Below are 9,627 nucleotides of genomic sequence, written 5' to 3' on the forward strand. Positions count from 1 at the left end.
CGGCCATGTCCCTGCAACGCCGTATCGACAGCGCCCTGGCGGCTACCCCGCCGGGGCGCTGCGTCTGGGTGGCCCTCTCCGGGGGCCTCGACTCCTCGCTGCTGCTGACGCTCACCGCGGAGGCCTGTCGTCGCCATCCGCGTCCCCTGCGGGCCCTGCATGTCCACCATGGGCTGCAGCCGGCCGCCGACGCTTTCGAGGATCACTGCCGACGGCTCTGTTCGCGCCTAGGCGTGCCGCTGTTCGTGGAAGGTGTCGTCGTCGACCGGGCCGCCGGACAGGGGCTGGAAGGGGCGGCCCGGGAGGCGCGCTATGCGGCCTTCGCCCGGCGCGTGACGCCCGGGGAGAGCCTCTGGCTGGCCCAGCATCGGGATGACCAGGCCGAGAGCTTCCTGCTGGCCGCCCTGCGCGGCAGCGGGGTGCGCGGCCTGGCCGGGATGGCGGCATGCCGCGACTGGCGGGACCGGCGGCTCGAGCGCCCGCTACTCGGTGTCGCACGCTCGACCCTCGAGGCCGAGGTAGGGCACCGGGGCCTGGCCTGGCTGGAGGACCCCTCCAACGCCGACGAGAGCCTGGATCGCAACTTCCTGCGCCATGGCGTGCTGCCGCTGCTCGCCTCCCGCTGGCCCCATGCCGGCGCGGCCCTCGCCCGCAGCTCGGCACTCGCAGGTGAAGCCGACGGCCTGCTCGCCGAACTCGCCGGGCTGGACCTGGAGCGGCTGGGTGGTGACCCTGCCCGGCTGCCGGTGGCGGGCCTGGCGGCGCTCTCCGACCCTCGACGGCGCCTGCTGGTCCGGCACTGTTGCGAGCGGTTGTGCCTGCCGCGGCCGCCGGCGCGGCGTCTCGAGACGCTGCTGGCCCAGCTGGGTGCCGGAGAGGGGGCCGAGGTGCGGGTGGCCTGGCCGGGTGCCGAGGCCAGGGTCTGGCGAGGGCGGCTCCACCTGCTCGCGCCCCCGGAACTGCTGCCGGCCGACTGGCAGGCGGAGTGGGACGGCCACCCGCCGCTGGTGACCCCGCTGGGCGAGGTGAGGGTCGCACTGGGGCGGGCAGACGGTGCACCGGCGTGCCTGCGGGTGGTGCCGCGGCAGGGGGGCGAGCGGCTGCACCTGCCCGGCCGTGGCCGGCGCGACCTCAAGCGGCTGCTCCAGGAGCTCGGCGTGCCGCCCTGGGCGCGTGGGCGGCTGCTGGTGGTCCGGGCGGGAGACACGCCGGTGGCGGTCCTCGACCCTGTGGATGAGGCGTGGCTGGCGCTCGCCGAGGGCTGGATCAGCCGCGCAGCACCAGCGGGAAGTCCGCGGCCTGCTGGTAGGCCGCCTCCTGCTCCAGGTCGTTGAGCAGCAGCGCCGGGGGCTCCTCGCCGGCCAGCGTCAGCGTCAGCGTCTCGCCCTCGGCCTCGAGCCGTGGCACGGCGGGGGGCTGCTCGGGCCGGGAGTGGTTGAGGATCACCGCCAGGCGCAGCAGCCGCGCCAGGCGGGCGTGGGGACGGCGTTCCGACTCGGGCAGGGCCTGCCACTCCTTGACCGGGAACTTGCGACGGTGGGCGCGCACCAGGAAGGCCAGCAGGCGCTGCTCGGGCCGCGAGAAGCCGGCCAGGTCGGAGTGCTCCAGCAGGTAGGCGCCGTGGCGATGGAACTGACTGTGCGAGATGGCCAGGCCGATCTCGTGCAGGCGGCTCCCCCAGTCGAGGAAGCGCGCCTGGTCGTCGTCGAGGCCCCAGGCCCCGCGGACCTGGTCGAGCAGGGCACCGGCGGTGGTCGCCACGTTGTCGGCCTGGCGGCCGTCCACCTGGTAGTTGCGGGCCAGACCGTCCAGGGTCTTGAGGCGCGAGTCCTCGGGACTGTTGCGCCCCACCATGTCGTAGAGCACCCCCTCGCGCAGGGCGCCGTCGGCATAGCGCATCCGCTCCAGGTCGAAGGCCTCGAAGATCGCCCCGAGGATCGCCACCCCGGCGGGAAAGACCCGCGAGCGGTCGGCCTTGAGGCCCTCCATGGCCACCTTGTCGAGCTTCCTGCACTTGATCAGGCGCTTGCGCAGGGCGGCCAGGCCGTTGCGGGTGATCACCCCCTCCGGGGCATCGCCGGCGGCCGCGATCACTGCGGCCGCCGCCTTGATGGTGCCGCTGGACCCCACCGGGTCGGCCCAGCCCAGGCGCTGGTAGGGGCGCTGGATATTGGCCAGCTCCGAGAGGGCGGCGAGTTCCGCCTGGCGCATGCGCCTCTCGCTGATCTCGCCACTCGCGAAGAAGCGGCGGGTGAAGGTCACGCAGCCCATGCGCAGGCTTTCCAGCGCCAGGGGCTCGAAGCGCTCGCCGATGATGAACTCCGTGGAGCCGCCGCCGATGTCGACGATCAGCCGGCGGCCGTCCTCGGCCAGGGCGTGGGCCGCGCCCAGGTAGATCAGGCGGGCCTCCTCGCGGCCGGCGATGATCTCGATGCGGTGGCCGAGCAGGGCCTCGGCACGCTCGATCAGCACCTGGCTGTTGGTCGCGTCGCGCAGCGCGTTGGTGCCCACCACCCGCAGGTGGCCCGGGGTGATGTCCTCGAGGAAGGGGGCGAAGCGGGCCAGGCAGTCCAGGGCGCGCTGCATGGCCGCCTCGCCGAGCCGGCCGTCGTCGTCGAGGCCGGCGGCCAGCTGCACCTTCTCGCCGAGGCGGGCCACCACCTGCAGGCGGTCGTCCTGATAGTTGGCCACCAGCAGGTGGAAGCTGTTGGAGCCGAGGTCGATGGCGGCGAGCCGGGTGGGATCGCCGGCCACGGCGGCCGGAAGCGGGTCGGCAGTGGAGGGCGCCGGGTCCTGTGGCGAGGTCATGGCAGTTCCTTCGAATCGATCAGGAGCAAGGGTGCGCGGCGCTCCCGGTCGTGTCAATTGTCGCGGGCCCCGGGGCTTGCGTTCGCACGCCGCCTTGACTAGTATCGGGTCGTTCGCCTGTTCCGAATGCTTCCCGACCGTCTCGCGGCGATCCCGTCACGGTCAGTTTCCAAGTCGTCAGACAGCCCACTGCTTCAGCCCGCGATCCCGGCCGCCTGGCCCGGACCCGCAGGTCAGGCGAAAACGAACCTGCTTCCTCGCTACCGATATCGGCCCGGCAACCCCAGAGTGCGGTTGCCCGCCCATGGCCATTCGATGCAGCATGACGAGAGGTAGCCTGTCCGGGCTCTGAACGCATCCACAGGGCGTCATCGTCTCGCCTCCTGTCTTTCCTCACGGCGCACTGCCGCCCGGCTTCCACGAGCGAATTCTGAACACACCGATGAATCTTACCGAACTCAAGCAAAAGCCAGTGCCGGAGCTTCTGGAGATCGCCCGCGAGATGGGCATCGACAACCTGGCACGTTCCCGCAAGCAGGACATCATCTTCGCCATCCTCAAGAAGCACGCCAAGAGCGGCGAGCCGATCTTCGGCGATGGCGTGCTGGAGATCCTGCAGGATGGATTCGGCTTCCTGCGCAGCGCCGACAGCTCCTACCTGGCTGGCCCCGACGACATCTACGTCTCGCCCTCCCAGATCCGGCGCTTCAACCTGCGCAAGGGCGACTCCATCTCCGGCAAGATTCGCCCGCCGAAGGAAGGGGAGCGCTACTTCGCGCTGCTCAAGGTCAGCGAGATCAACTTCGACAAGCCGGAGAACGCCAAGAGCAAGATCCTCTTCGAGAACCTCACGCCGCTGTTCCCCCAGGAACGGCTGCGCATGGAGATCGGTAACGGCTCCACCGAGGACCTCACGGCGCGGATCATCGACCTGGTGGCGCCCATCGGCAAGGGCCAGCGCGGCCTGCTGGTCTCCCCGCCCAAGGCGGGCAAGACGCTGATGCTGCAGAACATCGCCACCTCCATCACCCGCAACAACCCCGAGTGCCACCTGATCGTGCTGCTGATCGACGAGCGGCCGGAGGAGGTGACCGAGATGTCGCGCACGGTGCGCGGCGAGGTGGTGGCCTCGACCTTCGACGAGCCGCCGGCGCGCCACGTGCAGGTCGCCGAGATGGTGATCGAGAAGGCCAAGCGGCTGGTGGAGCACAAGAAGGACGTGGTGATCCTGCTCGACTCCATCACCCGCCTGGCACGCGCCTACAACACCGTGGTGCCGAGCTCCGGCAAGGTGCTCACCGGCGGTGTCGATGCCCACGCCCTGGAGAAGCCCAAGCGCTTCTTCGGTGCGGCGCGCAACATCGAGGAGGGCGGCAGCCTGACCATCATCGCCACGGCGCTGGTGGACACCGGCTCCAAGATGGACGAGGTGATCTTCGAGGAGTTCAAGGGCACCGGCAACATGGAGGCGCACCTGGACCGCAAGCTGGCCGAGCGCCGCGTCTACCCGGCGATCAACATCCGCCGCTCCGGCACCCGCCGCGAGGACCTGATCGCCTCCGAGGACGAGATGCAGCGCATGTGGATCCTGCGCAAGCTGCTCAACCCCATGGAGGATACCGCGGCCACCGAGTTCCTGATCGACCGCCTGAAGGATACCAAGACCAACCTCGAGTTCTTCGAGGCCATGAAGCGCCGCTGAGGTCCCTGCTGGAGCGAGCGGCGCCGGGGGCAGGCCGTAGAGGAGGTCCTATGCCAGGGATGGCATCGGTAGCGCCCAGGGAGGGGTTCACAGCGCCTCCTCGACGGTCCGGCGCTCCGGGGCCTGTCGCCGGAAAAGCCGCGGACTGAAACTGCCTCGCGGTCGGACGAGAAAGGAAGGGGCGGCATGCTATGCTGCCCCTTTCGTCATTCCGGAACCGGGAAATCCGAATGAAGTACAAGGACCTGCGCGAGTTCATCGCGGTGCTCGAGGCCCAGGGCGAGCTCAAGCGCATCACCGCCGAGGTCGACCCCTACCTCGAGATCACCGAGATCTGCGACCGTACCCTGCGCGCCGGGGGCCCGGCGCTGCTGTTCGAGAACGTCAAGGGCCACACCATGCCGCTGCTCGGCAACCTCTTCGGCACCCCGAAGCGGGTGGCCATGGGCATGGGCCAGGACTCGGTCGCCGCCCTGCGCGAGGTGGGGGAACTGCTCGCCTTCCTCAAGGAGCCCGAGCCGCCCAAGGGCTTCCGCGACGCCTGGAGCAAGCTGCCGATCTTCCGGCAGGTGATGAGCATGGGGCCGAAGACGGTGCGCTCGGCGCCGGTGCAGGCGCTCGCCTTGGATGGCGACGAGGTCGACCTCGACCGCCTGCCGATCCAGCACTGCTGGCCCGGCGACGCCGCGCCGCTGGTCACCTGGCCCCTGGTGATCACCAAGGGGCCCCACAAGACCCGCCAGAACCTGGGGATCTATCGCCAGCAGAAGCTCGGGAGGAACCGCCTGATCATGCGCTGGCTCTCCCATCGCGGCGGGGCACTCGACTTCCAGGAGTTCCAGCAGGCCCACCCCGGTGAGCCCTTCCCGGTGGCGGTGGCGCTGGGGGCCGACCCGGCCACCATCCTCGGCGCCGTGACGCCGGTGCCGGACTCGCTCTCCGAGTACGCCTTCGCCGGGCTGCTGCGCGGCTCGCGCACCGAGCTGGTCAAGTGTGGCCACGCCGACCTGGACGTGCCGGCCTCCGCCGAGATCATCCTCGAGGGCTTCATCTATCCCGACGACATGGCGCCCGAGGGCCCCTACGGCGACCATACCGGCTACTACAACGAGGTCGAGCAGTTCCCGGTGTTCACGGTGACGCGCATGACCATGCGCGAGAATGCCATCTACCACTCCACCTACACCGGGCGCCCGCCGGACGAGCCGGCGATCCTGGGGCTGGCGCTGAACGAGGTGTTCGTGCCCATCCTGCGCCGCCAGTTTCCCGAGATCGTCGACTTCTACCTGCCGCCGGAGGGGTGCTCCTATCGCATGGCGGTGGTGACCATGAAGAAGCAGTACCCGGGCCACGCCAAGCGGGTGATGATGGGGGTGTGGAGCTTCCTGCGCCAGTTCATGTACACCAAGTTCGTGGTGGTGCTCGACGACGACGTCGACGCCCGCGACTGGAAGGACGTGATCTGGGCCATCACCACGCGCATGGACCCCGCCCGGGACACCGTGATGGTGGAGAACACCCCCATCGACTACCTGGACTTCGCCTCGCCCGTGGCGGGGCTGGGCTCCAAGATGGGCCTGGACGCCACCAGCAAGTGGCCCGGCGAGACCGACCGCGAGTGGGGCACGCCCATCGTCATGGACGAGGCCGTCAAGGCCCGCGTCAGCGAGCGCTGGAACGAGCTGGGCATCGACCTCCCCGACACCACGACACTCTGACAACTTCATGAGGCTTTCATGACGCCAAGGACCCTGACCTGCCTGGTCACCGAGGTCGAGGATCTCACCCCGGACGTCTTCCGCGTCCAGCTGGAGGGCCGGCCCGAGGCCGTGGCCCATGAGCCCGGCCAGTACCTGGAACTGAAGCTGGAGGAGGACCTCTGGGTGCCGTTCTCCATCGCCAATGCCCACGGCGGCGATGGCGGGATCGAGCTGCATATCCAGCACTGGCCGGAGCGGGAGAACTCCGCCCGGCTGCGCGAGCTGATGCAGGTGGCCGAGCGGCTGACCCTGCGCCTGCCCGGCGGCGACTGCATCCTCGACCCGGACAGCAGGCGCCCGCTGTTGCTGATCGCCGCCGGCACCGGCTTTTCCCAGATGAAGGCGATCGCCGAGGCGGCGCTGCACGATGACCCGGCACGCGAGATCGACCTCTGGTGGGCGGCCCGCGAGCGTCGCGACCTCTACCTGGAGCGCCTGCCCCGGGAGTGGGCCGAGAGCCATCCCAATGTCCGCTTCCATGCCGTGACCGAGGTCGCGCCCGAGGAGCCCCTGACGGGAGAGCGGGTCATCGGCCACCGCGGCCGCATCGACAGTGCCCTGGCGTCGACCCTCGATGACGTCTCGGGGCATGACGTCTATGTCTCCGGCTCGCCGGGCATGGTCTACGCCTGCGTGGACGTGCTCGCCTCGCTGGGCCTTCAGGCCTCGCGGGTCTTCTCGGATGTCTTCGCCTATGCGCCGCGGGACCCCATCGTGCCCACCGCGGGCAGCCTGGTGAGGGAGGGGCGGCCATGAGCGCCTCGCCGATCCTGATCACCGGCGGCGCCCAGCGCCTGGGGCGCCACTGTGCCGAGCGCCTGCGTGACGACGGCCATCCGGTGATCATCAGCTATCGCCGCGAGCGCCCCGAGCTCGACGCGCTGCGAGAGCGGGGCATCGTCACCCTGCCGGCCGACTTCTCGACGGAGGCGGGCATCCTGGAGTTTCTCGCCAGGCTGAAGGAGGCAACCCCTTCCCTGAGAGCGGTCGTCCATAACGCCAGCGACTGGGCGCCGGACTCCAGCGGCCCCGAGGCGGGGGCCACCTTCGAGCGGCTGTTCCGGATCCACATGCTGGCGCCCTACCTGATCAACCTGCACACCCGCGAGATGCTCGAGGCGTGCAGCGAGCCCCAGCGTGACATCGTGCACCTGACCGACTACGTGGTGCAGAAGGGCTCGCGGAAGCACGCCGCCTACGCCGCCACCAAGGCGGGGCTGGACAACCTGACGCTGTCGTTCGCCGCCATGTACGCCCCGACGATCCAGGTCAATGCCATCGCCCCGGCGATGATCATGCTCAACGAGGGCGACGACGAGGCCTACGCCGAGAAGGCCCGCGCCAAGTCGGCGATGGAGATGATTCCCGGCCCCGGGGTGATCTACCAGAGCCTGCGCTACCTGCTCGACAATCGCTACGTCACCGGCGTGACCCTGCCGGTGGACGGCGGACGCCATCTGCGCTGAGCCTGCGACCATCGGTGCCGTGCCGGGCGTGGCCATCTTCGCTAGAATGCGGTCCTACCCTGACACGATAGTAAGGAGCGACACATGGCGGGACACGACACGAACTTCAAGGACCAAAGCGGCCTGCTCTCCGTGGTGCTCGGCCTGGTAGTGCTGGTGGCCATGAGCGCCCTGCCGGCCACCATCGGCTGGTACCAGCTGTTCGCCGGCTGAGCGGGCGGCCCTTGCCAGCCATGCGGCAATGCGGCACGATGTGACGAGACCTCAGGAGCGACCCATGACCATGACCCGCCGTGCCCAGCCCGACTCTCGCGATGCCCGCAATGGCAGCGTGGCGTTCGCGGTGCGCGGATTCTGGCATGGCTATTGGTTTACCCCCGGGGTGCCCGTGGCCATGTCCTGAGCGCAAGACGCGACATCGCCGGGAGGCATCCCCCACCAGGGCCGCCTCCGCCAGAACCCCCGGACGGCCGCCCCGCCCGGGGGTTCTGCGTTTCACGGCCCCCGTCCACACCACCGACATCCAGGAGAGAGACCATGACCGCATCCATCGCCATTCGCCAGTCCCGGGGCTTCGCGGGCTATTACGGCTACTGGCGATTTAGCGAGCTGCGGTCGGCCCACTCCGCCATGCCCGGCCGTAGCGAGATCGATGGCACCCGACCGACACGATGTATGACCGCTACCCGGAGCTGATGACGACATGAACGCTTCCCTTGCCGCCGCCCCCCTGACCGAGACCCTGCACCGCGCCGCCAACCCGGCCCGCCCGCTGCCCACCCCCGGCGAGCTGCGCCGCGAGTTGCCGCTCTCACCGGCGCTGGCGGCCCGGATCGAGGCCCAGCGCCGCGCCATCCACCAGATCCTTGCCGGCCACGACGACCGCCTGTTGGTGGTGGTCGGCCCCTGCTCCATCCACGATCCCGGGGCGGCCCTGGAGTACGCCCGTCGCCTGGCCGCGCTGGCCCCGCGCATCTCGGACCGGCTGCTGCCGGTGATGCGCGTCTACGTGGAGAAGCCGCGCACTACCGTGGGCTGGAAGGGCCTGGCCTACGACCCGGACCTCGACGGCTCAGGCGACATGGCCCGCGGCATCGTGGTCTCGCGGCGGCTGATGCGCGAGGTGGCCGAGCTGGGGCTGCCGGTGGCCACCGAGCTGCTGCAGCCGATGCTCTCCCCCTACCTGGAGGACCTGCTCTCCTGGGTGGCCATCGGGGCCCGCACCACCGAATCGCAGCTGCACCGCGAGCTGGCCAGCGGCCTGGAAGCGGCGGTGGGCTTCAAGAATGCCACCGGCGGCGACATCGGCGTGGCGCTGGATGCCATGCGTGCCGCGGCGCATCCCCACAGCCACTTCGCCATGGATTCCGAGGGCCGCCCGGCGATCCGCGACACCGCGGGCAATCCCCACACCCAGCTGGTGCTGCGCGGCGGCCATGGCGAGCCCAACTACCAGGCACCCCATGTCCAGGCGGCGCGCCGCGCCCTGGAGGACGCCGGCCTGTCGCCGCGGCTGATGGTCGACTGCAGCCATGCCAACGCGCGCAAGGACCACCGCCGCCAGAGCGAGGTATTGCTCGATGTGCTGGCCCAGCGCCAGGCCGGGGAGACGGCGCTGGCGGGGCTGATGCTCGAGAGCCATCTTCACGAGGGCAAGCAGCCGCTGCAACCGGGCCGGCTGCGCCATGGGGTCTCGGTCACCGACGCCTGCCTCGGCTGGGAGACCACCGAGCATCTGCTGCTCACGGCCGCCGAGCGTCTGCGCTGAAGCGGGCTGTAGCGAGGTGCGCCGGGGGCAGGCCGAAGAGGAGACACCTACGCCAGGGGTGAGGAGCATTGCTCCGAACGGGCTGGCCATGGATGGCCAGCACCGGCCCTGCAAGCGGAGCGG

Annotated in this window: 9 protein-coding genes; 8 read left to right on the forward strand and 1 reads right to left on the reverse strand. The window is 70.2% G+C overall.

What is annotated here, in order from left to right; all coding sequences use genetic code 11:
• Window positions 1-5 precede the first annotated feature (5 nt).
• Entirely contained in the window at window positions 6-1,334 is a 1,329-nt protein-coding gene (gene tilS / locus SCI24_RS06845) for a tRNA lysidine(34) synthetase TilS (protein WP_318724669.1), read from the forward strand.
• Here tilS and ppx read toward each other — a convergent pair.
• The gene (gene ppx, locus SCI24_RS06850; protein ID WP_318724670.1) at window positions 1,267-2,808 is read right to left on the reverse strand and encodes an exopolyphosphatase; all 1,542 of its coding nucleotides are present in this window, start codon (window positions 2,806-2,808) and stop codon (window positions 1,267-1,269) included. The two genes, tilS and ppx, sit on opposite strands and share 68 nt — an antisense overlap.
• A 442-nt stretch (window positions 2,809-3,250) precedes the next feature.
• On the opposite strand from ppx, the gene rho reads away from it, so the two are divergent.
• From rho to SCI24_RS06885, 7 genes are all read left to right on the forward strand, one after another.
• On the forward strand, window positions 3,251-4,510 hold the full coding sequence (rho, locus tag SCI24_RS06855) for a transcription termination factor Rho (RefSeq protein WP_318724671.1): 1,260 nt from the start codon (window positions 3,251-3,253) through the stop codon (window positions 4,508-4,510).
• Between the two features lie 230 nt (window positions 4,511-4,740).
• Window positions 4,741-6,228 (forward strand): 4-hydroxy-3-polyprenylbenzoate decarboxylase, encoded by a 1,488-nt coding sequence (ubiD, locus tag SCI24_RS06860; protein ID WP_318724672.1) that lies wholly within the window; start codon window positions 4,741-4,743, stop codon window positions 6,226-6,228.
• Between the two features lie 18 nt (window positions 6,229-6,246).
• Entirely contained in the window at window positions 6,247-7,026 is a 780-nt protein-coding gene (locus tag SCI24_RS06865; protein ID WP_318724673.1) for an NAD(P)H-flavin reductase, read from the forward strand.
• Window positions 7,023-7,736, forward strand: a complete 714-nt coding sequence (folM, locus tag SCI24_RS06870) for a dihydromonapterin reductase (RefSeq protein ID WP_318724674.1) — start codon at window positions 7,023-7,025, stop codon at window positions 7,734-7,736. The genes SCI24_RS06865 and folM overlap by 4 nt, the downstream gene beginning before the upstream one ends.
• 84 nt (window positions 7,737-7,820) lie before the next feature.
• Complete coding sequence (locus SCI24_RS06875; protein WP_318724675.1) at window positions 7,821-7,949, forward strand: hypothetical protein; 129 nt, start codon at window positions 7,821-7,823, stop codon at window positions 7,947-7,949.
• Window positions 7,950-8,013: 64 nt separating this feature from the next.
• Window positions 8,014-8,139, forward strand: coding sequence for a hypothetical protein (locus SCI24_RS06880; protein WP_318724676.1), 126 nt, complete (start codon window positions 8,014-8,016; stop codon window positions 8,137-8,139).
• Between the two features lie 300 nt (window positions 8,140-8,439).
• Window positions 8,440-9,504, forward strand: a complete 1,065-nt coding sequence (locus tag SCI24_RS06885; RefSeq protein ID WP_318724677.1) for a 3-deoxy-7-phosphoheptulonate synthase — start codon at window positions 8,440-8,442, stop codon at window positions 9,502-9,504.
• Window positions 9,505-9,627 lie beyond the last annotated feature (123 nt).

Origin of the sequence: Halomonas sp. (genome assembly GCF_033549285.1) — a bacterium.
GTDB lineage: Bacteria > Pseudomonadota > Gammaproteobacteria > Pseudomonadales > Halomonadaceae > Halomonas.

Excerpts from the sequence above, each read along its gene's own strand:
- folM (WP_318724674.1), top strand. The coding sequence starts at position 7,023 with ATGAGCGCCTCGCCGATCCTGATCACCGGCGGCGCCCAGCGCCTGGGG.
- SCI24_RS06880 (WP_318724676.1), top strand. The coding sequence starts at position 8,014 with ATGACCATGACCCGCCGTGCCCAGCCCGACTCTCGCGATGCCCGCAAT.
- SCI24_RS06875 (WP_318724675.1), top strand. The coding sequence starts at position 7,821 with ATGGCGGGACACGACACGAACTTCAAGGACCAAAGCGGCCTGCTCTCC.
- ubiD (WP_318724672.1), top strand. The coding sequence starts at position 4,741 with ATGAAGTACAAGGACCTGCGCGAGTTCATCGCGGTGCTCGAGGCCCAG.
- rho (WP_318724671.1), top strand. The coding sequence starts at position 3,251 with ATGAATCTTACCGAACTCAAGCAAAAGCCAGTGCCGGAGCTTCTGGAG.
- SCI24_RS06865 (WP_318724673.1), top strand. The coding sequence starts at position 6,247 with ATGACGCCAAGGACCCTGACCTGCCTGGTCACCGAGGTCGAGGATCTC.
- ppx (WP_318724670.1), bottom strand. The coding sequence starts at position 2,808 with ATGACCTCGCCACAGGACCCGGCGCCCTCCACTGCCGACCCGCTTCCG.
- SCI24_RS06885 (WP_318724677.1), top strand. The coding sequence starts at position 8,440 with ATGAACGCTTCCCTTGCCGCCGCCCCCCTGACCGAGACCCTGCACCGC.
- tilS (WP_318724669.1), top strand. The coding sequence starts at position 6 with ATGTCCCTGCAACGCCGTATCGACAGCGCCCTGGCGGCTACCCCGCCG.